This window comes from Pseudomonas sp. NPDC087639 (assembly GCF_044743385.1).
Classification (GTDB): Bacteria; Pseudomonadota; Gammaproteobacteria; order Pseudomonadales; family Pseudomonadaceae; genus Aquipseudomonas.
The window spans coordinates 15,711-37,794 of record NZ_JBIUWI010000005.1 but is presented as its reverse complement, the minus strand read 5'-3'; the positions used below and the strand labels follow the sequence as shown (position 1 = coordinate 37,794).

At 54.9% G+C, this 22,084-nt stretch carries 22 protein-coding genes and 1 pseudogene; 7 read left to right on the top strand and 16 right to left on the bottom strand.

What is annotated here, in order from left to right; genetic code table 11:
* Positions 1 to 11 precede the first annotated feature (11 nt).
* Complete coding sequence (locus ACIOVB_RS04320; RefSeq protein ID WP_401265167.1) at positions 12 to 1,562, top strand: hypothetical protein; 1,551 nt, start codon at positions 12 to 14, stop codon at positions 1,560 to 1,562.
* 118 nt (positions 1,563 to 1,680) lie between these two features.
* Here the strand turns inward: ACIOVB_RS04320 and ACIOVB_RS04315 are convergent, their stop codons facing one another.
* The 5 genes from ACIOVB_RS04315 to ACIOVB_RS04295 all read right to left on the bottom strand — a co-directional run bounded on the left by ACIOVB_RS04315 (position 1,681) and on the right by ACIOVB_RS04295 (position 7,400).
* Positions 1,681 to 4,065 carry a DUF3772 domain-containing protein gene (locus ACIOVB_RS04315; protein ID WP_401265164.1) on the bottom strand — a complete coding sequence of 795 codons (2,385 nt, stop codon included), beginning with the start codon at positions 4,063 to 4,065 and terminating at the stop codon, positions 1,681 to 1,683.
* A gap of 151 nt (positions 4,066 to 4,216) precedes the next feature.
* The gene (mddA, locus tag ACIOVB_RS04310) at positions 4,217 to 4,987 is read right to left on the bottom strand and encodes a methanethiol S-methyltransferase (protein WP_401265162.1); all 771 of its coding nucleotides are present in this window, start codon (positions 4,985 to 4,987) and stop codon (positions 4,217 to 4,219) included.
* Positions 4,988 to 5,087: 100 nt separating this feature from the next.
* Positions 5,088 to 5,555, bottom strand: coding sequence for a metallophosphoesterase family protein (locus ACIOVB_RS04305; RefSeq protein ID WP_401265161.1), 468 nt, complete (start codon positions 5,553 to 5,555; stop codon positions 5,088 to 5,090).
* A 62-nt stretch (positions 5,556 to 5,617) separates the two neighbouring features.
* On the bottom strand, positions 5,618 to 6,085 hold the full coding sequence (locus ACIOVB_RS04300; protein ID WP_401265158.1) for a hypothetical protein: 468 nt from the start codon (positions 6,083 to 6,085) through the stop codon (positions 5,618 to 5,620).
* Between the two features lie 256 nt (positions 6,086 to 6,341).
* Positions 6,342 to 7,400: an SDR family oxidoreductase gene (locus tag ACIOVB_RS04295; protein WP_401265156.1), complete on the bottom strand. Its 1,059-nt coding sequence runs from the start codon at positions 7,398 to 7,400 to the stop codon at positions 6,342 to 6,344.
* Positions 7,401 to 7,538: 138 nt separating this feature from the next.
* Here ACIOVB_RS04295 and ACIOVB_RS04290 point away from each other — a divergent pair, with 138 nt between their 5' ends.
* Positions 7,539 to 8,495, top strand: a complete 957-nt coding sequence (locus tag ACIOVB_RS04290; RefSeq protein ID WP_401265154.1) for a LysR family transcriptional regulator — start codon at positions 7,539 to 7,541, stop codon at positions 8,493 to 8,495.
* A 221-nt stretch (positions 8,496 to 8,716) separates the two neighbouring features.
* Here ACIOVB_RS04290 and ACIOVB_RS04285 read toward each other — a convergent pair whose 3' ends face one another.
* The 4 genes from ACIOVB_RS04285 to ACIOVB_RS04270 form a co-directional block, all read right to left on the bottom strand.
* Positions 8,717 to 9,988 (bottom strand): RES family NAD+ phosphorylase, encoded by a 1,272-nt coding sequence (locus ACIOVB_RS04285; RefSeq protein WP_401265152.1) that lies wholly within the window; start codon positions 9,986 to 9,988, stop codon positions 8,717 to 8,719.
* A 91-nt stretch (positions 9,989 to 10,079) separates the two neighbouring features.
* Positions 10,080 to 11,240, bottom strand: a complete 1,161-nt coding sequence (locus tag ACIOVB_RS04280) for a UvrD-helicase domain-containing protein (protein WP_401265150.1) — start codon at positions 11,238 to 11,240, stop codon at positions 10,080 to 10,082.
* Positions 11,233 to 12,891, bottom strand: a complete 1,659-nt coding sequence (locus ACIOVB_RS04275; protein ID WP_401265148.1) for an ATP-dependent nuclease — start codon at positions 12,889 to 12,891, stop codon at positions 11,233 to 11,235. The genes ACIOVB_RS04280 and ACIOVB_RS04275 overlap by 8 nt, the downstream gene beginning before the upstream one ends.
* 308 nt (positions 12,892 to 13,199) lie before the next feature.
* Complete coding sequence (locus ACIOVB_RS04270; protein WP_401265146.1) at positions 13,200 to 13,562, bottom strand: DUF6124 family protein; 363 nt, start codon at positions 13,560 to 13,562, stop codon at positions 13,200 to 13,202.
* Positions 13,563 to 14,076: 514 nt separating this feature from the next.
* Here ACIOVB_RS04270 and ACIOVB_RS04265 point away from each other — a divergent pair.
* Positions 14,077 to 14,793 carry a class I SAM-dependent methyltransferase gene (locus ACIOVB_RS04265; RefSeq protein WP_401265144.1) on the top strand — a complete coding sequence of 239 codons (717 nt, stop codon included), beginning with the start codon at positions 14,077 to 14,079 and terminating at the stop codon, positions 14,791 to 14,793.
* 44 nt (positions 14,794 to 14,837) lie between these two features.
* Here ACIOVB_RS04265 and ACIOVB_RS04260 read toward each other — a convergent pair whose 3' ends face one another.
* The 5 genes from ACIOVB_RS04260 to ACIOVB_RS04240 form a co-directional block, all read right to left on the bottom strand.
* The gene (locus tag ACIOVB_RS04260) at positions 14,838 to 15,293 is read right to left on the bottom strand and encodes a VOC family protein (protein WP_401265143.1); all 456 of its coding nucleotides are present in this window, start codon (positions 15,291 to 15,293) and stop codon (positions 14,838 to 14,840) included.
* A gap of 30 nt (positions 15,294 to 15,323) precedes the next feature.
* Positions 15,324 to 15,485, bottom strand: coding sequence for a DUF2986 domain-containing protein (locus ACIOVB_RS04255; protein WP_401265141.1), 162 nt, complete (start codon positions 15,483 to 15,485; stop codon positions 15,324 to 15,326).
* 190 nt (positions 15,486 to 15,675) lie between these two features.
* Entirely contained in the window at positions 15,676 to 16,161 is a 486-nt protein-coding gene (locus tag ACIOVB_RS04250) for a GNAT family N-acetyltransferase (RefSeq protein WP_401265139.1), read from the bottom strand.
* 61 nt (positions 16,162 to 16,222) lie between these two features.
* Positions 16,223 to 16,654, bottom strand: coding sequence for a bleomycin resistance protein (locus tag ACIOVB_RS04245; RefSeq protein ID WP_401265137.1), 432 nt, complete (start codon positions 16,652 to 16,654; stop codon positions 16,223 to 16,225).
* Positions 16,655 to 16,757: 103 nt separating this feature from the next.
* Positions 16,758 to 17,816 carry an NAD(P)/FAD-dependent oxidoreductase gene (locus ACIOVB_RS04240; protein ID WP_401265134.1) on the bottom strand — a complete coding sequence of 353 codons (1,059 nt, stop codon included), beginning with the start codon at positions 17,814 to 17,816 and terminating at the stop codon, positions 16,758 to 16,760.
* Between the two features lie 200 nt (positions 17,817 to 18,016).
* Between ACIOVB_RS04240 and ACIOVB_RS04235 the strand changes: the two are divergent.
* Positions 18,017 to 18,157 (top strand): annotated as a pseudogene (locus ACIOVB_RS04235) (DNA methylase); the annotation flags it as partial.
* On the opposite strand, the gene ACIOVB_RS04230 reads toward ACIOVB_RS04235, so the two are convergent.
* Entirely contained in the window at positions 18,157 to 18,372 is a 216-nt protein-coding gene (locus ACIOVB_RS04230) for a PLD nuclease N-terminal domain-containing protein (protein WP_187678691.1), read from the bottom strand. The pseudogene ACIOVB_RS04235 and the gene ACIOVB_RS04230 sit on opposite strands and share 1 nt — an antisense overlap.
* 69 nt (positions 18,373 to 18,441) lie before the next feature.
* Complete coding sequence (locus ACIOVB_RS04225) at positions 18,442 to 19,338, bottom strand: LysR family transcriptional regulator (RefSeq protein WP_401265131.1); 897 nt, start codon at positions 19,336 to 19,338, stop codon at positions 18,442 to 18,444.
* Positions 19,339 to 19,447: 109 nt separating this feature from the next.
* Between ACIOVB_RS04225 and ACIOVB_RS04220 the strand changes: the two genes are divergently transcribed.
* From ACIOVB_RS04220 to ACIOVB_RS04210, 3 genes are read left to right on the top strand one after another with little or no spacing between them, the layout of a single operon-like run.
* Positions 19,448 to 20,455 (top strand): zinc-binding alcohol dehydrogenase family protein, encoded by a 1,008-nt coding sequence (locus ACIOVB_RS04220; protein WP_401265129.1) that lies wholly within the window; start codon positions 19,448 to 19,450, stop codon positions 20,453 to 20,455.
* Between the two features lie 56 nt (positions 20,456 to 20,511).
* Positions 20,512 to 21,696 carry an L-dopachrome tautomerase-related protein gene (locus tag ACIOVB_RS04215; RefSeq protein ID WP_401265126.1) on the top strand — a complete coding sequence of 395 codons (1,185 nt, stop codon included), beginning with the start codon at positions 20,512 to 20,514 and terminating at the stop codon, positions 21,694 to 21,696.
* Positions 21,697 to 21,725: 29 nt separating this feature from the next.
* Positions 21,726 to 22,034 carry a putative quinol monooxygenase gene (locus tag ACIOVB_RS04210; protein WP_401265123.1) on the top strand — a complete coding sequence of 103 codons (309 nt, stop codon included), beginning with the start codon at positions 21,726 to 21,728 and terminating at the stop codon, positions 22,032 to 22,034.
* The last annotated feature ends 50 nt before the right edge of the window (positions 22,035 to 22,084 follow it).

Genomic DNA, 22,084 nt, shown 5'->3' with positions numbered 1-22,084 from the left:
AAGGACGCGTCATGGCATTCCAGATTGGCAATACAGTCATCACGCCCTATCACCTGATGGCCCAATACCGTGTGCAGTTGGGGAATCACAAAGACACGGTACAGAAGTTCATCACGTTTACGGGCTGCATCCGCTTTGCCACGGTCGACGCGGCGAAGGCCGCGCTGGATGCGCCCGATACTGCGGTGGCGATGGTGTGGGATGCGGCCAATGCCAACCCCTTGCAGAGTACGCCAACCGTCCAGCGCACCATCAGCCAGTGCCTGTCAGATGTGGATACGCACGTGGCACAACAGCGTGAGAGGGAAAGGGCGGCAGCCAAGCAGGCGCGAGAGCCGGACAAGGTCAAGTACAACGCGCTACGCGATACGGCAAAGGCTTTGGGCGGAGAGCTGATGACAGCTGCAGCGGACAACGACCCCGTGGCATTTGCCGGTCACTACGTTACTTTTTACTATCAGGCGGCCTACATGGGGGGCGACCAGTTCGCGGTGGGGGCTGCTCTGAAGAGCAAACCGACGTCGCGGTTGATCCTGTTCTACAGCGACAATCCTCAGGAGACAGGCAGTGCCAAAAGTCTGATCTCGTTCTACGGGGTATCTTGCGGCTTGACCCGCGACCGCTTGCTGCCCGTGAAAGTGGCCGATTCCAAGGCGGCCTGTAAAGTCGCTTCAGATGTCGTGGATGCGCGTTTGAACAAGACAGCCAACCCTGCCATGGCCGGACTTGATTTTTTGGGCCTCATACCCAGGATCAGCGGAGCGACGCTGAACCCGGTAGGCGGCGCGACGACCCATGTCGCCGCCTCAGTCATGGCAGGTGACGGCAAAGGCAATGTGTCCGGTTGGACAGACGTTGACCCGGCCAGCAATTCCTACTGGGCCTACCGTGTCGATAAATTCCTGGGGCGCAAAGGGATCGTGCGAAGCGCGAAGTACGTCATCGTCTGGACGCGATTCAGTGGGCAGGACGGTGGCGCTCACCCAGAACTGGACGATACCTGGATGGGTCTTGCCCAAGTCTGTCGCGGTCTGCTCAAAGCCGGAAAAAATATCATTGTGGTGGGCAAGCCCAAAGGGCACGACAGCCTGCCAGAAAAATTGAACGCCAGTATGGATCAACTGGACATCGCGGGTCCGCCAGCCGTATCGCGCAATGGCATGCAGATCTGGGGCGAGTATTGGAAAAACGAAAACGAGGAAACCTTCAACGGCAAAATCATTGGCCCTAACCGTGCTGCCGAGTATGCGATTTTCCTGAGAATGGCCCGTGGCTGGGGCTGTAAACTGGTGCATTTGGGGATGCGCAGTGGTGCGATGGATGCCGCAGCATTGTTGGGTATGCGTGTCAGGTTCATCGAAAACACCGGCAACGAACAGATCGAACGAACTACGAAATGGACCGGAGGCAGCAACACAAACAAATTGTATCAACGCATTCAGGTCTCCCAGACCACACGGATGGCGGCTGCGGGAAAACCTAAAGCGCAGCACGAGGCACAGGGCTATGAGCCTGCCGATCTCAAACTTATCCTCGACAGCGTGACGGCGGCATTGGTCTAGAGGATCAATAGTGTTCGATACACGAAGGATGGCTTGCCGGAGGCAAGGTAGACCTCATCGATGCGCCGAGCCGGGTCGTTCGTTGACGCCGCAGATGTATCGAGACATAAAAGCCGCTTCAGGCACTCGCCGGCGGCTTCGCCAACTCAATTCCCGCCGCCCCCAGCCGCTTGAGAATCTCGAACAACAAATCACTCTTGGTCACCCCGACAATCCTCGGGCTGCCTACATAACCGGTAATCGTCAACGTAATCCCGTCCTGCGACAGCTTGCTGAAACGCACAAACGACGCCGGTTTATCGAGGATGCTTTCGTTCTCTCGATAAGTGTTGAGCAACAGCTCCTTCACCTCCTCAGGATCGATATCCAGCGGGAATACCAATTCAAGCGATGCCACGCCCTGGGCGCTCCCCCCTAGCGTAACGTTGCGCAAGTTCTGCGAGATCAATTGCGAGTTGGGCACGATCACGATCGAGCGGTCGCTGAGCTGTATCTCCGTAGCTCGCACGTTGATCCGGCGGATATCACCCTCGACGCCACTGATACTGATCAAATCGCCGACCTTCACCGGACGCTCGGTCAGCAGAATCAGACCCGAAACGAAGTTCTTCACGATCTCCTGCAAACCAAAACCGATCCCCACCGACAGCGCACTGACGATCCACGCCAGGTTGGTCCACTGCACCCCCAGCGACGACAGCGTCAACAGGATCACCAGCGCATAACCGATATTGGAAAACAGCGTGCTCAACGACGCGCACATGCCCGGGTCCATATCAGTCTTGGGCAGGAACTCGTTGTCCAGCCAGCGGCGCAGGGCGCGAATCAGGTAGATGCCGATCAACAACGCCAGTACCGCATTGAGCAGATGCCCGGGGACGATGTTCAGCTTGCGCAACCCGGCGCCGCCGAGAATGGCCATGATGTTGCTTAGTAGTTGCCCGAGCGTGGTGCCGATGCCGCCGACAAACAGCGCAATCACCGCCAGCAGCAATAGCCCGGCGCGGCTGAACCCGGACAATAGAATCGAGATCTGATCCAGCCGCCGATCACCAATCCCCAGCAACTGTTTGAGCGCCTTTCCGCTCGAATGTTTGGGCGAAAACACATATTCGCAGCCGTCCTTGATGAATTGGATCAGCAAGTAAAACCCCGACAGTACGATGTACGCCCAGACCACTTCATAAGTAATGAAACGGGCCAGCGACACATAACCGATGAGCAGCGCAGCCATCGAGACAAACATCGAAACACTGGCGACGGTGTAAATCACCCCGGCGAACACGTTGCCTGCCGCCGATGTGTCGTTGGCAGCAATCATTGCCTTGCGCACTTTGCTGACCCGCAACAGCATTGCCACGATGATCACCATTACAGCAACCGCGATCACGCCCCGCCCGGCGAGCACAATCTGGCTGCTCATACCGGTGGCGTTGCTGACCTGCACCAATGTCACCAGCACCAGCAACGTGCCGGAAAGAATGCGCGGGTAAGGCTTCAGTGCCAGCGCTACCGGATCGGCAATCGCCGGCAGCCGCCACGACGGATGTTTGGTCGAGAGCAGCGCGCGGCTCAGCCCGGTGATCAACACGCAGGCGTACACGACCTTTTCGAACTCCTCGGAAAACGTATCCAGCACCGGCGGCAAAGGTGCGTGGCGGGTGAGGGCGTAGAACAGCAGTTGCAGGGCAATGCCCGTGGTGACAATGGTCGCCAACGCCGAAGCGAACGCCAATGCACTGCGGCGCACACGCCCCTCCGGCATGCGATGGATGCACACCCACGTCAGCCCACGCTCGGCCAGCCTGCGTCCGAACGTCCAGATCACCAACGCCAACAACACCAGCACACTGGTATAAAAACGCTGCCCCGGCGCCCAGACCCTGGCCCACGTATCACCCACCCGATCTACAAAAAAACTCAAACGCTGCCGATCATCGGGCCGGGGTTTGACCAGTGGCGCCCAGAAATCCGGACTCAACACACTGTTGGTGCGCAGCGTCAGCTCACTCTCCAGCAACGTGCGCCGGATCCCCGCAATCTGCGTGATCAGATCCGCCGCGCTCTGCTTCAACGCCGCCAGATTCTTCAGCGTCGCATCAACCTTGTTCTTTTGTTCTGCCAGCGATGCCCGCTGCGCAATGATATCCGCCTGCTCAGACGCCACCCCGGTATCCGGCGCCGCCCCCAACACACCCAATTGCACCGCGAGTTGCGCCTGCTGCGGCAACAACGACGCCGACAACCGATCAACATCCAGAATGAACGCCTGCACCCGATCCTGCGGCCCTTCGAGCTGGTTGTAATTGTTGGCAGACGAGATTTGTTGCTTGAGCCCGTCGAGGCGCAGTTGCAGGGCTTGCAGATCACTTTGGGAAATCACTGTGACGGGGGCGGCGGCATTTATGGAAGGCGCCGGCAGATCCGCCGCCCACAACGACGAACCGCCCGGAGCGAGCAGCGTGAGCGCGACAAAAAACAATGACTTCAATGTGTTGCGCATGGAGGGGCAGACCCGAATTGATCACACAGTTTATGAGGTTAGGTGATCGGGGCGAGGGTTGAGGAAAAGTTTCAGGCGCGGCGCGCGCAGGTGTACTTGCCGCACTCCGAATCACTTGGCGAACGTTAACGTTTTCGACTTCTACAGAACGTTATTTCTTACGAAAAGGCAGCAACATGCCAACGCGCTGTTGGTAATCCAGATATCTCTCGCCGAAAGCTCTGACCAGGTCCTTTTCTTCAAGATGTGCCCCAACAACAATGTACGCCGTACTCGTCAAGGCAAAGACAAGATGACCAACCGTCATGTCCGGCGTCGCCCAGAATGCCAGCAGAAACCCCAGATACATCGGGTGTCTGACAATTCTGTAAAGCGATGGCGTCACGAAATAGGGCGTTTCCGGCGGAGTCTGTCGAAAGGCTTTGATTGCCTGTTTCAAACCGAACAACTCGAAATGGCTGATCAGAAAAGTTGCCAGCAGAGCGAGCCCCCAGCCTGTCCAGAACAGACCTGAAAGCACGACCCTGAGCAGAGGCGATTCAGCACTCCACACCGGCACGGCAATCGGTTGCCACAAATAGAAAAGCAACAAGAGGGTGAGGCTACTGAAGAGAACGTAAGTGGCTCGTTCAATGGCAGCGGGCATCACGTGGGCAAGTCTGTCTTTAAAGCCTTTTCTCGCCATCACACTGTGCTGTAGGCCGAACAGAGTGATGAGGGCAATATCGACGAGTATCGCGAAAACGACATCTTGAGGTTCTCCGGAGTCGATGTGCTTTGGAACCAACCATCTTCCAAGAAAACCGATCAAGTACAGGATTGTGAAGAGAAAAATGGAGTAACACGTCAAGCTGTAAAGCACATACAGCAGCTGAATGGCCGGGTTGCTGGGGCGGGTTTTCGAGACAGGCTGGGTGTTCATGAGCGATGTGTCTTGATCATGGCGTGGACTGCAGACTCGCACCAGGGGAAGAATTGATTGGGTGATCTTTAAACATAGCAGAGGTATCCCGAAACAGCGCTCAGGCACCAGGGTCGAGCAGATGCACTAGTCTTGGTGCGAGGGAATCAGCGCAGACATCCAGCAACGCCAACGTGACCGGTAACTTGAACCGCCGCCGGCCGGCACTGCCCGGATTCAGATAAAGCCGCTCGCCGCGCCACTGGATATCAGGTTTGTGCGAATGACCGGTGATCACCAGTCTGATGTCGCTATCAAGATGGGCCGGGACATCGGCGATATCGTGAACCAGCAGAGCTTTCCAGCCGCTCAGCTCGAAGTTGAGTTTGTCAGGGAGGTCGGCGGCGAAGGGCAGGCTCAAATCGTTGTTACCGCGCACGGCATGGACAGGGGCGATGTCGGCGAGTTGTGCAAGGATGTCCGGACTGCCGATGTCACCGGCATGGATGATGAGGTCGCAGCCTTGGAGGGCGGCGAGGGCTTCGGGGCGCAGGAGGCCGTGGGTGTCGGAGATGATGGCGGTTTTCATGGGGGGAGATTAGCAGGGTTGGGATGGAGACACTTTCGGCAAAAAAACGGACGCTATTTTCGTCATCTCCATGCTCCAAACGACAGTACGCCGCAGTAGAGGACGGTGTTGCAAACGATCACTTGGGCAATCATGAAACCGAGGCCGGAGCCAAGAAACGCAAAACCGGCAACTATCCAAGGCAAGCTCGCATTTACACGAAATCTCAATAACCAAGCCGCCACACTTGCACCGACGAACATGCCTGGAACGGAAAATAAATGCCCCAGCCCAAAGAGACCACCTTCGCGACCCAAGCTGGATACGATTGCCATGTAGATCAATAGAGTAACAAGCGCGGCGGCTGTCGTTCCGGTTAGAAACAGGGCGCGCGTACGGAGCATCAAGCCCGGAAGCAACATCACCACTGGCACTCCCATGAGATACCAAAAGCCCAAATAAAGCGTGTTGCCAGCACTTGATGCGTAAACGAGAACAATAGTGACCAAAACCATTGAACAGACCAGATCTTCCCTAACGCCCATGTTCATCCATTCGATCGCTATCAGAGTCGTCAATATTGAAATAGATTAGCTGATGGCCAAGTCTTCGTTCGGTTGCCCGCTATGGGTCGAAGCCGGGCAATCACGGGAGGCTGTTTCTGGCCGATTGCCGCCTGTCACCAGGGGCAGAAACCGGCTAATAGCGGTCAGTAGAGACTTTGTCTATGCTGCGTTTCTCAAGCGCATCATTGCCGCTGGCGAGATCGCGTAAACCAGCGGCAAATCCAAACGACTACTGATCTTTCTACGGAAGCACTCGCTGCTTCTTGAGGCTATCCAGTGCATCGAAAAGCGAAGCTTTCGAGTCGACCCTTTCAGTAAATCCGTATCGGTAGATTTTGTTCGTATCCGAGATGATGTCCGTCTCGGTGTGAAAGATGAAATCCCCAAACCCCCAGCCGACCAACTTGCCCAGATCAGGCTGGATCAAATTGTGGCATTCGGCGATTTCCCGCCACAGCGCGGCCTTGTCGGGCATGTGGCGTGCAAGCGTCAATGGAACCGGAGACGCCGTTTCCATCCCAAAATTTTTGGCCGTGTCTTGCCACATACGCTCCCAGCGGAAAATGTCGCCGTTGGCGATGTTGAAAGCCTCTCCACCAGCAGACTCGCAGAGTGCGGCCCAGACGCTGGCCCGTGCCAGTAACCCGGCATCGGTGAATTGCAGCAATTGACCGTAGGCTTTATCGGTGCCGGGAAATCGCAACGGGATATCCAGCGCACGGGACAGCTCGGTGAAGACGCCGATGACCAGCGCAATATTCATCGTGTTGCCGTAGATATCCCCGACCACCAGATCGGGACGCAGCGCCACGTAATCCCAGCGGCTGTGTTCGGCACGCTTTCTAAGCTGGGCTTCCTGTGCAAGGTACAGGTTCGGTGGCATATGCCCCGCATCACTCTCCAGTGCGGGCGTGCGAACCTTCGCGCCGAGGTGAGAGCCGTAAATTTTAAAGCCCTGATAGATGACCACTCGCTGAAGAGCGGAATTCGCCTGCTCAAGTCCATCTAGCACGTTGGCCAGCATGTTGGCATTGCGACTTGCTTCCACCGCCAGATCCGGATCGGGACTGAAGGCCGCGTAAAAAACATGAGTCGTGTCTCGGGCAGCATTCACAGCGATGGCCACTGCTTCGGCATCCGTGAGATCCGCCAGTATCGTCTCGGTGCCCACGACGGTTCGGCGATCAAGCGCCCTGACCCGCCAGCCTTCGCGCTTGAGTTCCTCTGCCACGGCATGGCCGATGATGCCGTTCGCGCCGACAACAAGCGCGACTTTTGGATTTGCTGGTGTAGGGTTCATGCAGCATCCCTATTTCGAATTCTGTTCATTTCATTTCTCCTTCCGTACCTTGTGCACGGGGTTGAGAGAGATGATGCCTCCGAGATGATCTGTGATATAGACTGTTATCACGAATGGCTTATATGACATAAATTCACAATGGCACGCTGGGATATCAACCGTCTGGCAGAGATGGAAGTGTTCGTCCGAGTGATTGAACTCGGCAATTTTTCATTGGCGGCGCGGGACTTCCGCATGACACCTTCGGCGGTCAGCAAGTTGTTATCCCGCCTGGAGACTCGCCTTCAGGCACGCTTGCTGAACAGAACCACGCGGCGACTGACGCCCACGCCGGAAGGTCATTCGTTCTATGAACAATGCGTCAGAATTCTTGCGGATGTGGAGGATGCTGAACGCAGCACCTCCGGACAGGGCGATCCGCGGGGGCTTCTCAGGGTCAGTGCCAGTGTGCCTTTTGCCCGAGGAGTTTTATTACCCTTGATCCCCGAATTCCTCTCGCGCTACACAGGTATAGAGCTGGATATCGTACTGACGGATCAAGTGGTGAATCTGATTGAGGAGCGCACCGACGTTGCGATCCGTCACGGCCCGCTGGAAAGTTCGCGCCTGGTGGCGAGAAAGCTGGGCGAAACACGGATGGTCGTCGTCGCAGCTCCCCAGTATCTAGAGCGCCATGGTCTGCCGACCGTGCCAGAAGACTTGACCCGCCATAACCGCTTGGACTTCGGTTACACACGCACACTGAAAGGCTGGCCTTTCATCGTGAATGGCTCGCAATGGATTGTCTCGCCAGTGAGTAATGTGACGGCGAGTGACGGTGAGGCTCTTCGCCAGTTAGCGCTGGCAGGAGTAGGCTTGGCTCGTCTCGATGAGTTCCAAGTGGTTGAGGACATTGAATCAGGAAAACTTCTTCCGATACTGCAAGCCTTCAACCCTGGAGACATTGATCCCGTCCATGCGGTATTTCTCGGCCAAGGCACGCAGATGCCGTTAAGGGTTCGTGTTTTTCTCGATTATTTGAGCGCGAACGTACAACTCAAAAGGCTGGAACATAGTCAGGAGCCTGATGAAAAGCGGATGGGCGAGGCTTGGTAAAACAGGTATTTAGTAAATGCCACCTCGCCACATATGCTCACTTGAGCACCGCTTAGTCCGCAATGGGTCGTTTTCTCCGTCACGACTGGCTGCAAAGGGTCGTTCTCTGCTCTTCGCGACAGGCAACAATCGGCCAAAAGCGGTCATCGCATACAGTCATATCGGCAGACTGAAAAACCCCAAGCCAACCGCTTATCTACAATTTGACTGGCTGGAATTAACTATTTGCGTAGATATACGCTGTGATCGTCAGTGCTGTAACTGATGCCCGTTACTTCATGAACGGCAAGAGATTCGCGATTGAGTCGAAGGGCGGGATGTGAATTATGGAAAGGTTGGATCAGGTCTTCCTGGGGAGGTAGCGATTCATGGAGGCTTGGGCTAATCCAAGAACTGTCCGATTCGTCATCAAATTCCCAGAGTTCAAAGTGTGAGCTACCCTTCTCGCTTTCAGCAGAGAAATAGACCGAAGCGGCCTTCGTAAACAATATTATATTACGACCTGTCGGACCATTAGTGTCTGTCTGGCTAGATGAAAAAATCAGTCCATCAATATTGAGCTTGGGGTGAGTGGCGAGAAAGTCTGCTATGGCCTGCGTGATCAAATACCCTTCATCTGCAACCTCTGGCATTATTGGCATAGTTAACTTTCCCTCCAACAGCTTAAGAAATCGGTAACGAGCATCAAGTTCTCGAGTCGCGGGATCAAACAGACTGAGACCTGGAGGCGGCTCAAGCTCTGACAGCTCTTTTAGATCAAGAAGTCTCAGATCTCTTGTTAGTGTGAACGAACATGTTGCGACGTAGCTTCCCACAGGTGGACGCACTTCAGAGATGGCAGTGTGTTTGAGAGTGGCACCATAGAAGACGGGAATTCCTTTCGCGTTCATTCTGCCCGCTGCTGCTAATTTACTTGGGGGTGGGCCGAGCGCGCGCTCCGGGTGGCTGAGTTCTATCTCCATTCTCTGAGCAGACTGAAAAACGCGCGCTCTAAATAATGTGTTAATCACTTGTTGAGGCCCAGCAGTGATAATCGCTGCTGTTGCACTATTAAACAACGGGGAAAAAATCTTCTCGAGTGTTCCCACCACGAAAGGGTTGACTAGTCGAGCAGAACTTTTAAGGCTCTGATCTAACTCTATCCATTCACGATTGAGTTGTACAGGGAGGCTAGAGTTTCTAATAAAATACGGATCCTCACCGTAGCGGTGCTCGTGCGAGCTCCAGTCGAACCACTCATCAGATACTAACTCCGCAAGTTCTTTTGCTGGCTCAGGCAGGATGAAATTTTGGAATATATCATCAATTATTTCACCATCTGGAGGGTAGTCATAAACCATCACTGCCATACTTAGACTACTACATTCGTAGTAATCCTCTAACATTTTTTCGAAAAGTGGAGCCAGCTCGTCGAGTTCAAGCGTAGCAGAACGAAGCTGGCAAAAATCGCATTCGCTCTCAGAGTCACCCATTTCATCAACAAAATCTTTCAAGTATGTATCAATTACACACGAGGAGCAAACCCTGGAACTCATATACAGTGTACCTCTTGGGAGTATAGCTTTTGGCAATTAAACTTTTTGATCAAGCCACAGGTTTTGTCCAAACAGGATAGGCGAGTCTATCCGCTTTTTTATCTGCGACTACGAAGCCGATACTGTATCGCGCTCGGGTTATAGCTACATAAAGCTTGTTTTGAGCGACCTCTGAATCTTTGCCTCCGAAGGGGTTTTCTAAACCATAAACAAAGTCCAACTGGCTTTCCGAGGGTATGATAAGCACCCTATTAAAACCGAGTCCTTTGCTACCGCCGAAGTTGTAGCAATGAGCTTCATACGGAAGATATTTTGTTCCTGATCTCACGTTAGAGCGAAGTACCATAGGGCTGAAGGTCGCAATATAATCCGGAACCTCCGATTGCCTAACTACGAACGCCCCTAGATGGTGATTGAATTCATCCGGCACCTTTCCAACCGCCGATTCAGTTTTTTCGTATGCATATTGGTGAACTTGGTCTGCGATTTCACAAATTAATTGAATGCAGCGCCGATTCATCGACAAAGGCCTGAGTTCGAAATTCATTGCCGTGAAAGCGTTGATTTTATCTATGGCGCTCTGCGGTGCCTTTTGGCCAAAGGTCGTGTCATAAATCGTCTGCCGGAAGTCTCCGACACAGCATATCGAATCTGGCATCGCTTTGTTTAAATAGGTTAGGACTGAATAATCCCATCCGACGAGGTCTTGGACCTCGTCGAAGTACACCTTGCTGTAAATTTCTTTCAGTCTGAGAGAGGCAGAATTTTTGGTCTCTTTGGCAATATGCGTTGCAAGCTTCGCAAGCAGTCCGCTATGAGCTTTGGTTTTACAGGATGTCAGGTAGTAGAGCGGGTTCACCCTACCATTTGCTAGCTTCTCAGCGCGTCCAGGCAGAGGTCTGCGGTTTTTTTGATTCAAATGCGGATTGTCGGTGTTGAAAAAAAAGCTTTCTATACGGTCGGGAAATACTACACGCTGATACGGACGAATCATGTCCTCAAGGTAAAAGGAGTAAAGTCCCTTAACCACAAACCTCTCGCTGGCTTTGCCATATTCCTTCACAAATTTTGAGCGCAATTCGATTTGATTATTAGTAGTGTACGTTACAACCAGAACCTTACCGCCGCGCAAGATTTCCGCAATTGATTCGGTTATTACCTTGTGGGTCTTTCCGGACCCTGCACCCGCCAAGCAGAGTTCGTTAGGCAAAATAAAGCACCTCTTTCAAAAAGTCCGGATATTTAAAAACTTCGTCAGTGTCAAAGAGGCGCATTGCAGTATCGACTTTTTTTGCGCCCTTACCATTTCCTGGTTCGCTTTTGAACCACTTGACGAGAAAAGCTCGTTTATCAGCTAGAGAGGCTTCGAGTTCGTACTTGTTCAGCGTCTGCTTAGAGAGCGCAATTTTTGCGAAAGCGTTTAACTCTGGCTCAGTGGTAGCGTTAGCAGCAATCATGGCCGGCTCGAGAGAGAACTCATCATCATCCTTGGACGAGATAAGTTTAATATTTAAGTGTCCGGCGTACTCCTTCTGTGCTTCAACAATGTTTTTCTTATAATCGCCATCGTTGTCACGAAGAACGTTAATCGCCGTTCCAATCTCTTTGCCTATCTCGATGAATGTTTTGAAACCTACACCGCGTACGACGATGATGTCTATGCCATCCTGTTCTGGAAGCCTGCCATGCGAATCACGGTAAATTTTTTTTAAAATCAATTCATCAGAAGGACCTTCAACTAGTACAACTTTCTGAGATAGAGCAACTCGGAGTGTGTCGTATCCGGGAAGGCGCTTCAGTGTTTTAACAACGTCAGGAGCAAGCTTGTTGAGTCTTTGATAGCCATTATGCAATAAGCAAATTTTGTCGATGCTGAGCTTATTCAACACGTATGAGCTATGTGTCGTAATAAATAGCTGCTTGTCCGCCCGTTGCTCCTCAATGTAATTGACAAGTTTGATTAGACTCATATGGGAGAGGTGATTCTCTGGCTCCTCCATCATCACCAAATCGATGTCTTTTGACTTGTTGTGAATAGCCAGCTTGATTTGTACGTTGCTTTGTTCACCCTTGCCAATCAACTGGAATGGCACTTCGTCCACTTCGAGTTGGAGACCCGTCTGGATCGCTCCCGCAGGCATTGTATTGGCCGCGATAGAAAGAGTTTTTTCTGTAATTTTGTTTTCAGCGTCTAGATCAGCATTGATTGCTTTTACCTCATCGGAGCTGTTGAAGGACTGAAGGTTTTCACGGTAATTCAAGGTCAGCTTGTTTAGCTGATCCTTCTCAAGAGCGGTGTTCAAGACGTTCAGAATGTACTGATTCTTACCTACGGTTGGATGAATGCGCGTTGGGTCGATGTACAAAGCCCGGAATTGCTTGTTCATGGGCTTGATGGTTCCACCAGCGAAGTCCAGCCATTCGACTTTGTAAAACTCAATTGGGATGCTGGTGATACGAGCTTTACCGGCTAAGTAGTCACGGTAAACGGCGTCATAATCAGGGTCGAAATGAGCGCGCATCATTATCCCCTGTGCATCCAACCCAAGACTGTTGTTGGTGCCTTTATACTCAGGGATACCTTCGATGAACGCCTCAATAACCAGCTCGGGCATTTTTTCCGGTGTCATGTCGGTCGCTAAAAATAGCTCTACCGATTTGGCGTTGAACAGATCTGGAGTGAATTCGTTATTGAATGGGCGACCGCGATGGTTGGCGTTGAGTACTATTTCTAAAGCTTCAAGGACTGTGCTCTTACCCGCATTATTGTCACCGACGAAGACGTTCACGTCATCGTTGAATTGAAATTCGTAAGAGCTGAATTTTTTGAAATTAGTCAGGCGAAGAGATTTTATGAGCACTTCAGTTCCCTCTGTGTCGAACCCCATTGTGATCAATGATCACGGATGGCAAAAAGCTACATCGAGTCTCAGTGGGTGTCTACAAATCTTATGAACTGGCGATTTCGGAAATCACATTGATACGCCACGGGCCTGCGTCAAGGAAATCACCGATGGTTTATAGCTCCCGTTCATCACCAACCACTATTGGCCGAAAGCTGAGAGCCACAACTGACCGCTTCTGGCCGAAAGCAGTCACTTGCTTATGCCAACGGCGGTGGACTTGAACAGTGGCGACAGGCAAACCAGTCGCCACTGAATGAACGCGACTACCCGACTACATCAACCTTATCCAAAGCCCGATTCACCGCCAACTCCCCAAGCATCACCACCTGTGCAATGCCCAGCAACGTCTTGCGAATCGACCCATCCACATGCCCGGCAACATCACCCAGCATGACACTCGCCGAGGCCAATGATTCGCAGGCGTTAGCCAACAACGACTCCACGTCAGTCTCCGGATTAACCGAAAACATGGTGCTGGGTTTATAAGGCGCAGCACTGATCGCTGCCGCAGGTTTGAGGTAATGGTCGAGCGCAAGTTCTGCCGCGTCGTGGAATTTCTTGGAATCGGGTGATTCGTAAGGGGAGGCCGGGTCGGTTTCCGGTGGGTTAGGCGTTACTTTGCACATTTCTTCTTTTTCCTGTTTTGGGGCCGCCACTCCGAGCTACTAAACAGGGGGTGGCAGCTGTACGCAGGTTAGTAGACCGGGGAAAAGAAGAAAGCCGGCGCGCCCGAAGGCGCCCTACGCACAGCCGCCAACAAGTGCAGGTATGCAAATACCTGTCTGTGGGACGCTTGTGCACTTTCATTTACCACGGGCTACTAAACCCGATCACTGGGGATCAGTGACAGGAATCAAGTTACCGATGGCCCTCCAGGCGCACAAGCCGGCGGATTCTGGCGTAGTCGTAGGCAACGACGCAAGGTGTTGTAGCCTTGATGGCGTAACGCGAGGTGTCTTTTAAACGCCATCGCAAATGCTGTTAAACGCACCGGCCGAAACGCTGATGAGAACCGCAGAATTACGCCCAACAACCGCGCCAAATCTGCATTCCCGACAGGAATGCACCACATGAAATCATTGAATTTTTCTTATCCCACACCACGGCGTACCTTGCTGCAAAGACAAGGAGAATCGCCCAGTGAACTCATCCGCTGCCAACCCCGCTGAAAAATTCGACACCTCCCGCGCCAACGAATACGCCAGCCAAAGCCGCATCGCACTGGCGGGTTATGACGCCTGCCACGATCTGGCGGCGTGCATGTTGGCCGCCAGCCTCGGCGCCTCGCCCTCGGCCAAAATACTGGTCGTCGGCGCTGGCGGTACGGCGCAGGAAATCATTGCGATGGCCGCACTGGAGCCGAGGTGGCGCTTCACGGCGGTTGATCCTTCCGAACCAATGCTGGAGGCCGCGACGCAGCATTTGCAGGCCAATGATTTGCTGCACAGAACGGATGTGCATCTCGGGCATGTCGATGACTTGCCGGCTGATGAGTCATTCGACGCGGCGACGTTGATCGGCGTGCTCCATCATCTGAATGGCGATGAACCCAAACGAGCAATCCTGCAATCGATTCAGGCTCGCCTGAAACCAGGTGCGCCGCTGATCGTCGCGGGCAACCACTACGCTTATGCCAGCCAACCGTTATTGCTGGCGGCATGGGGGCAGCGGTGGCGGCAGCAGGGTGCCAGTGCGGATGAGGTGCAGGCCAAGCTTGGCAAGATTCTTCAGGGGGCCGATCCGCCGCATTCGGAGGCGGCGGTTCAGGCGCTGTTGTGCGAGGCTGGATTTGGTGAGGCGATACGGTTTTTCAGCAGTCTGTTTTGGGGGGCGTGGCTGGCAGGTAAAACGCTTTGAGAAAGGACGGAGGCGCTCGCCCAATCCCGGGAGTTGTTCATCACTCAAGCAAACGCAGTTTCAATGAACGCTTCCAGTGATTGTTCTTCCAGAATTTCAATAGAGAAGTGACCGAAGCGTTTCGGCAGCCAGATAATCCGTGTCCCGGAAGGGGATTGCAGGTGTTGGCGTGTCAATGGATTGCCATTTTCATCTTCAGGCTGAACACCGGCGATCAGCAGGTCTTCATAAGCTTTCTCGATGTCCGGTGTAGTGTAGCAGTGACGGTAAATCATTCCTTCGCCGACGCTATCGAGCAGCGTCTTCAGATTGCCCTCCAGCGGTTGCACCAGCATGAAACGCTCTTGTCCGATCATCGCGACGGCGTAGCGCACATGCAGGCCACCGCGTTGCCATGTCTGGGTTTTGGAGATATTGGCTTTGAGGATCTGCGCGTAGTAGGCACACGCGTCCTCGAGATGGTTGACCAGCACATCGACGTGACTGAACTTCAGATCCATTGAATGCCTCCCGCTGATGCAGTGTCCGGATTAATCAGTGGTCGCGGGGCTCCCGGTCGAAGTTGCCGCCTCAGCCTCCAGCTTGGCCCGATCAGCCTTGCTGATGTATTTGGGCTTTTTCGGCGCGAGTTTCGCGCTGGCCTTTTTGGCTTTTTCCTTGAACAACTGCTGCAGTTTTTTCTGACGGTTCATTTTTTTCACTCAATTTTTTCGTGCGGGAGGGCAGTGGTTCAGGCAAACAGCTTAGGTATTGTTAGCTGGTTGCACGGCATCTCAGCCGCCGTAATACGAATTGTGCGCATGGTAGGCGGGAATCGGGACAATGGCTAGAATTCTCAGGCAATCGCCCCGCCAGGTCACGTGCGCAGTCGGGTTTGGCGCTTCATGCCAGACGCATGCCCATCTCGACGGCGCGCTCCTCGAAACCAAATTCCGCGTACATCCGCGCCGCGCGTTCGTTGAACGGCCAGACCGTCAACCGCAAATCCTGTGCGTCATGTTCAACCGCCCAGTCTCTGACGCGCTGAATCAATGCGCGACCGATGCCTTTGCCAGAAAACTGCTCGGCCACACACACCGATCCGATACGAACGACTTTTTGCGGCTGCATCAGCGGCGGTTTGCTAGACGACAGGGTAGCCGTAATGAACGCTACGGCCTGATCGCTGATGTGCGCAATGAAGGCGACCTGATCCGGGTTCTCGAACACCCCTGACCAGTGCGGCAGGTCGCGGGCAAAGTCTTCGGTGGCGGCGGCGTAAATGTCGGGGCGGGCAGCGTTATGCACCGCGTTGAGCAATTGGCCCAGCTCGCACAGGGTCAGTGCATCGGCGGCGGTTGCGACTCGGTAAGTGATGGTTTCATCCATGAAGGTTAGTGTCCTTGAGTGTGATGAGGTTAGTGGAATTGTGGGAGGCAATGGCGAGCCATCAGATTGAACTGACTGGCCGCTCACCCAAACGCTCTACCAACCTTACAAGATAACCGTCAGGGTCCTGAACGATGAATTCGCGTTGACCCACTTCTACCTTGTCCGCCCGATACCAGGTGTCCTGGCAGGCTCTGTAAAGTGCAAAACCCGCCTCTTCAAGTCTGCGAATGACTGGCGCGACAGCTTCTACGTCAATCTGTAGGTTGATGCCTCTGCCAAAAGGTTTGTCCAGCGCAGCGGTCAGCCATTGATTGGCGTGCGGATCAATCTGTTCCAGCATGACTTGAGCGCCATTGAGGTCCAGGTAAGCGAAGCCCTCTTCGAGGCGTTGGTACGCAATATTGAATCCTAGACAAGACACCCAAAAGGCCAGGCTGGCCTCCAATTGGGTGACCATTAATTCTGGTACCAGTGTGTTGCGTTCTAACATGAGGTGTCTTCCGTTACGAGGGGGAGTCCGTTATCTGAGTCTTTCAGTTGAATCTCACAGCGGACGTCAGATCTGCAATCGAGACATTTAAACCAATCGCCGCTTAAATTTTCAGAAATCGCTCCGGCCGACAGGCATTGAGCGCTGCTGCAGATTTGCCATCGATGATCTCCTCACTCACAAGACGACCCACAATCGCCGCCAGCGTGACGCCCGGATGGATTGAGCAGACGTAGGCACCCTCGATATTCGGCAGGTAGCCGACAATCGGCAGGCCATCGACAGTGACGGGTTTGAGGCCGACACAGGCTGACTGTGGCGCGATGGAAAAAACGCCGTGAAGTTCGCTTTGAATGGCTTCGGCTGTTCGCAGCGCAATTACTTCCGGCCGGTTTTGTGGCGTGTCGTCCAGATAATCTTCCGCTGCCAGCAACGCACCATCCGCGCTGTGGCGCACCTCCAATTGCGGGTTGGAGATGATGCCGTTCACGAGATCGGGTTGGGTCGTGTAGCGGATGAGAATCACCGGCGCGGCTTCTATAGGCAGTGATGCGTTCAGCAGGTTGGTCAACAAGGGAGTGCCGGTGCCTGCGGCGATGACGACGGTATCGGCATCAATGCTCCCGGTTGCGGTTTCCACGCCTGTTAACTGGGCGTCGCGGATTGCGAAGCCATGCACGCGAGTCTGTGTGATGATTTTTGCGCCAAAGGCCTGAGCGCCGGCGATCAGCGCGTGGGTCGCTTGTGAAGGGTCGAGCGCACCTTCTTCAGCGGCAAACAGCGCTTGTAGCGGGGGATGCTTCAGGTTCGGTTCGCGCTCGAAAATCTTTGCGCGCGGCAACAGGTTTGCAGAAGAGCGCGAAAGGTCATCAATAACTGCGCCGTAAGACAGCGCTCCGGTCCAGCGGACTTGCAAGGAAGGTAACTCGCTTTCGAGCCGACGGTAATCGCTGATCGCCGCACTCCGCAGTAGCGCAATGGGATCTGGTCCGGCGCAGGTCGCGTTGATCCAGCCGAATGAGTGCCCCGTTGCACCGCACGCAATCTCTCCGGCCTCGATCAAAGTCACATCGGCCCCTTTACCTGCCAGGTGATATGCCAGTGACGCGCCAACGATTCCCGCGCCAATCACCACGATGCGTTTGCTTGCTGCGTGTCCCATAGCAACCTCCTTGTTGTCGAGGAGGTGACGGTACTACAGGTGCGCGCGGGCTTGCTCGCGAATGTGGTGGGTCAGTCGATGTTGAGGCTGGAAGTGCCGGCCTCTTCGCGAGCAAGCTCGCTCCGACATTGAATCGATTGTGCTAGTGAAATTAACGCAAAAAAAGCCCGGCATGTTTTTCTTGGCCCACAAGCTCAATCAATGAGTACGTGGGAAAGGTCTGCAATATTGTTGCGGCGAGCGCTGACCGCCAAGCGCTCTAGAAGCGCCCGGCGGAGTTTGACGGGATTGGTCCGAAGACCATCGAGATTCTTATGCGTGAAGCCGGCGCGGTGCTTTTTCAGCGACCGGGATGCGATGCCGTATTCTGGCTGATGTGTTTGGGACCAGCGATCGCCCAGGCAATCAGCCCGAACAGCGGCACAAACACAATCAACACGATCCAAACTCCCTTGTTATTCGATTTCCCCTCACTTTTACGCACCCGATTGATGGCCCAAAGTTCGATCAGCAGAAGAACTGCCGCCAGTACGATCCACACGGTTTCGATTTGCATTGGCTACCTCCTGATGGTTTTTCTTAGGCGGCGCGAGGTGTGACGGGTTCATTTATTTTTTGTTCAGCATCAGGGGCAAACCGGTTGCAGGGCGGCAAATTGACTGCTCAACCACGTATAGAGTTGCGACACCGCGGGGGAAATCTGCTTGCGATGTGGAGATACCAGGCTTAGCGGCGAGGTCTCACCGGGATAGTCCGGCAGGAGCACGATCAACCGTCCCGCCGCCACATCCGCGCTGACATCCAGCCAGGATTTGTAAGCGATACCTTCACCGTCCAGTGCCCAGCGCCGCACCACATCGGCGTCGTCGCTGAACAGCGGGCCGCAGACTTGAATCGTTTGCGTGCCCAGGCACCATTTGTCGTAGACCCGGCCCGCCTGCAGATAGAGCAGGCACGCATGCTGCAACAATTCATCGGGGGTTGCTGGCTGCCCGTGACGTTGCACGTAGTCCGGGGAGGCCACCAGCACTCTGTGGTTCCAGGGCGCGAGAGGCAGTGCCACGTAGTTGGCGTCTTCGTTCGAGCCATACCGAATGGCGACATCCACCGGATCGCGGAACAGATCGGCCATTTGGTCCGACAGGACAAAGCGCAGGGTAAGTTGCGGATGCTGACGACGGAACGCGGTTAACCACGGCAGCAAAATATTGCGCCCCAAGTCAGAAGGCGCGGTGACTTGCAGCACGCCGCGTAGCGTGGCGTTTTCCCCCCGCAGGTTTTCCTTGCCTTGCTTCAACGCCTCCAGCACGGCGTGCGCAGTGGGCAGGTATTGCTCGCCCTCGGCGGTCAACCTCAGGCTGCGCGTAGTGCGCGCGAACAGACGAACGTCCAGCTCGCGCTCCAGGCGTTTGATGGCAGCAGCGACCTGACCGGGCAACAGATCAGTCTCCAGCGCCGCGGCGGTAAAGCTGCCCAGCGCTGCGCTGCGGATGAACAAACCAAGATCATCGATGCGGATCATTTTCACTCCTGCAGTGAAAGTGTTGGCGCATTCTGCAGGTTTTTCTTTGTCCGTGGGAAGTCGAAGATGGCGGCATATCAACGTATCAGCCTTTTGACAGCGAGCTCCCATGAAAGCCATCACCTTTACCCAGCACGCCTTGCCTATTGAAGACCCGCAGTCATTGCAGGACATCGAGATGACTGCGCCAGTACCCGGCCCACGGGATCTGTTGGTCGAAGTGCGCGCGGTTTCAGTCAATCCGGTCGATACCAAGGTGCGGGCCGGCACTTTCACCAAAGAACCGAAAATCCTCGGCTGGGATGCGGCAGGTATCGTCCGCGAGGTCGGTTCTGACGTGACGCTGTTTCAACCCGGTGATGAAGTGTTCTACGCCGGCTCGATTGCCCGCGCCGGCAGCTACAGCGAATTGCATGTGGTGGATGAGCGGATTGTCGGGCACAAACCACAATCCTTGAGCGCAGGCGCGGCTGCCGCGTTGCCACTGACCTCGATCACTGCCTGGGAGTTGCTGTTTAACCGGCTCGGCGTCGTTGAGGGTTCAGGGGAGGGCGAGTGCCTGTTGATCACGGGAGCGGCTGGCGGCGTGGGTTCGATGCTGGTGCAACTGGCCCGGCAGTTGACCCGCCTTACGGTGATTGGCACGGCGTCACGTCCGGAAACGGCGGATTGGGTGAAGCAATTGGGGGCGCACCACGTCATCGACCATAGCCAGCCGATGCTCAGTCAGTTGCAGGCGCTGGGCCTTTGCGAAGTCGACTATGTCGCCAGTCTGACCCACACCGAGCAACACTTTTTACAGCTGATTGAAGTGCTCAAACCGCAGGGGCGTCTGGGCGTGATCGACGATCCCGAGCGTCTTGATGTGATGCCGCTCAAGCGCAAATCGTTGTCGCTGCATTGGGAGTTGATGTTCACCCGCTCGCTGTACGAAACCGCGGACATGATCGAGCAGCATCACTTGCTTGACCGGATCTCGGACCTGATTGATCGGGGCGTTTTGCAGACCACCGTGGGCGAGCATTTCGGCGCGATCAACGCAGCAAACATGCGGCGCGCCCATGCGTTGGTCGAGAGCGGCAAAGCCCGGGGAAAAATCGTTCTTGAAGGGTTCTGATCAGCACCGTCCAGACATTCAGAGGGGGCCTTCGAAGCGGCCGCCAGGAGCACGTTATGCGTATGAAAAAACTTCCCGTCCTGTTGGCCATGGTCTCGGCCGCTGTGTTGGCGACGCCGTTCGCTCATGCGATCAGCGCCATTCCTTTAGCGGCGGATGCACCCGCTGATCGATCCTTCGGCAAACTGGAACAGGTCCATGGGTTTTACGACGCGATGCCAACCGGCGTAACGGTCAGTGAGACCGGGCGGATCTTCGTCAACTTTCCGCGTTGGGGTGACAACGTCCCGTTCACCGTGGGCGAGATCCGCAACGGCCAGGTAGTGGCTTATCCGAACGCCGCGATCAACCGGGAAAACCCCAACGATCCGAGCGATGGTCTGATCAGCGTACAAAGTGTGGTTGCTGACGGGCAGGGCCGCGTCTGGCTGCTCGACACGGCCGCGCCGGGCTTCGCTGAACCGAAGCCGCGTGGCGCGAAGCTGGTGGCGGTAGACCTTGCCAGCAACAAAGTCGTCAAGCGCCTGGTGTTTCCAGAGAACGTCATGTTGCCCAGTACCTACGTCAACGACATGCGTTTCGACTTTCGCACCGGCGCCGAAGGCACGGTCTACCTCACTGACTCATCCTTGCGCGGCCCCGGGGCGATCATCGTCATGGACATTGCCACTGGCCGTGCCATGCGCCGCTTGAGCGACGTCCCGGCAACCTCGGTTGATCCGGCTTTTGTACCGGTGGTTGAAGGCTTGGCAGTGACGGTCGAAGGACCTGACGGCAAACGCAAACCGCTGGGCGTGGCATCCGACGGGATCGCGCTGTCGGCGGACGGCAAGACGCTGTATTTCACGCCACTGTCGAGCCGGCATTTGTATGCCGTATCCACAGCGCTGCTGCGTGATACCCGCGTAAGCGAACAGCAACTGGCCGCCGCGGTGCAGGATCTGGGTGAGAAGGGCGCGTCCGATGGCATGGAGGCGGATGCCGAAGGCGCTGTCTATGCCGGGGACTACGAGCACAACGCGATCCGCAAGCGCCTGCCGGATGGCCAATGGCAGACGTTGGTGCACGACCCGCGTCTGCTCTGGCCCGACACCTTATCGATCGGTCCCGACGGTTATCTGTATTTCATCGCCAACCAGTTACACCGCCAAGCGGCGTTTCGCGGTGGTCAGGATCAGCGGCAAAAACCCTACAGCCTGCTACGCCTGAAAATCGATGCGGCGCCAGCACCTACCCGTTAATACCTGTTTTGGATTTTGGAGAATTGATGATGACTACATCCGCTGAAGTGTTGGTTTCGATTGCCGTGCTCAAGGCCAAAACGGGTCAGGAGCAGGCATTGAAAGAGGGGTTGTTGGCATTGGTTGAGCCCACCCGGGCAGAGCCAGGCAATCTCGACTATGTGTTGTTTGAACTGCGTGACGAGCGCGGCACGTTCTACATGCGTGAGGCATTCAAGGATCAAGCGGCGCTGGACGCGCATTTCGCCACGCCATACTTCCAGCGCTTTGCTGCAGCGGCGAATGATCTGCTCGCTGAGCCGTTGCAGTTGATCTTTCTTGAGCAAGTCTCGATCTGACGTGGCCCCGCAGGCGCCTTGGATTTGTTGAGTGGCTAGCTGACGCTCGG

Coding starts and splice junctions, on each gene's coding strand:
- ACIOVB_RS04320 (WP_401265167.1), top strand. CDS start 12: ATGGCATTCCAGATTGGCAATACAGTCATCACGCCCTATCACCTGATG.
- ACIOVB_RS04315 (WP_401265164.1), bottom strand. CDS start 4,065: ATGCGCAACACATTGAAGTCATTGTTTTTTGTCGCGCTCACGCTGCTC.
- mddA (WP_401265162.1), bottom strand. CDS start 4,987: ATGAACACCCAGCCTGTCTCGAAAACCCGCCCCAGCAACCCGGCCATT.
- ACIOVB_RS04305 (WP_401265161.1), bottom strand. CDS start 5,555: ATGAAAACCGCCATCATCTCCGACACCCACGGCCTCCTGCGCCCCGAA.
- ACIOVB_RS04300 (WP_401265158.1), bottom strand. CDS start 6,085: ATGAACATGGGCGTTAGGGAAGATCTGGTCTGTTCAATGGTTTTGGTC.
- ACIOVB_RS04295 (WP_401265156.1), bottom strand. CDS start 7,400: ATGAACCCTACACCAGCAAATCCAAAAGTCGCGCTTGTTGTCGGCGCG.
- ACIOVB_RS04290 (WP_401265154.1), top strand. CDS start 7,539: ATGGCACGCTGGGATATCAACCGTCTGGCAGAGATGGAAGTGTTCGTC.
- ACIOVB_RS04270 (WP_401265146.1), bottom strand. CDS start 13,562: ATGTGCAAAGTAACGCCTAACCCACCGGAAACCGACCCGGCCTCCCCT.
- ACIOVB_RS04260 (WP_401265143.1), bottom strand. CDS start 15,293: ATGGATCTGAAGTTCAGTCACGTCGATGTGCTGGTCAACCATCTCGAG.
- ACIOVB_RS04255 (WP_401265141.1), bottom strand. CDS start 15,485: ATGAACCGTCAGAAAAAACTGCAGCAGTTGTTCAAGGAAAAAGCCAAA.
- ACIOVB_RS04250 (WP_401265139.1), bottom strand. CDS start 16,161: ATGGATGAAACCATCACTTACCGAGTCGCAACCGCCGCCGATGCACTG.
- ACIOVB_RS04245 (WP_401265137.1), bottom strand. CDS start 16,654: ATGTTAGAACGCAACACACTGGTACCAGAATTAATGGTCACCCAATTG.
- ACIOVB_RS04240 (WP_401265134.1), bottom strand. CDS start 17,816: ATGGGACACGCAGCAAGCAAACGCATCGTGGTGATTGGCGCGGGAATC.
- ACIOVB_RS04230 (WP_187678691.1), bottom strand. CDS start 18,372: ATGCAAATCGAAACCGTGTGGATCGTACTGGCGGCAGTTCTTCTGCTG.
- ACIOVB_RS04225 (WP_401265131.1), bottom strand. CDS start 19,338: ATGATCCGCATCGATGATCTTGGTTTGTTCATCCGCAGCGCAGCGCTG.
- ACIOVB_RS04220 (WP_401265129.1), top strand. CDS start 19,448: ATGAAAGCCATCACCTTTACCCAGCACGCCTTGCCTATTGAAGACCCG.
- ACIOVB_RS04215 (WP_401265126.1), top strand. CDS start 20,512: ATGCGTATGAAAAAACTTCCCGTCCTGTTGGCCATGGTCTCGGCCGCT.
- ACIOVB_RS04210 (WP_401265123.1), top strand. CDS start 21,726: ATGACTACATCCGCTGAAGTGTTGGTTTCGATTGCCGTGCTCAAGGCC.